This is a genomic window from Gottfriedia acidiceleris, from assembly GCF_004138285.1.
Classification (GTDB): Bacteria; Bacillota; Bacilli; order Bacillales; family Bacillaceae_G; genus Gottfriedia; species Gottfriedia acidiceleris_A.
Map to the genome: position 1 here is coordinate 1 of NZ_SCFN01000077.1, position 360 is coordinate 360.

The 360-nt window shown below is 54.4% G+C and carries 1 rRNA gene; it reads left to right on the top strand.

From position 1 onward, the window contains the following. A 16S ribosomal RNA gene (locus tag EP747_RS24035) occupies positions 1-339 on the top strand; the annotation flags it as partial. Between the last annotated feature and the right edge of the window lie 21 nt (positions 340-360).

Below are 360 nucleotides of genomic sequence, written 5' to 3' on the forward strand. Positions count from 1 at the left end.
TGCCCCTTATGACCTGGGCTACACACGTGCTACAATGGACGGTACAAAGAGTCGCAAGACCGCGAGGTGGAGCTAATCTCATAAAACCGTTCTCAGTTCGGATTGTAGGCTGCAACTCGCCTACATGAAGCCGGAATCACTAGTAATCGCGGATCAGCATGCCGCGGTGAATACGTTCCCGGGCCTTGTACACACCGCCCGTCACACCACGAGAGTTTGTAACACCCGAAGTCGGTGGGGTAACCTTTTAGGGGCCAGCCGCCTAAGGTGGGACAGATGATTGGGGTGAAGTCGTAACAAGGTAGCCGTATCGGAAGGTGCGGCTGGATCACCTCCTTTCTATGGAGACATCATGAACCG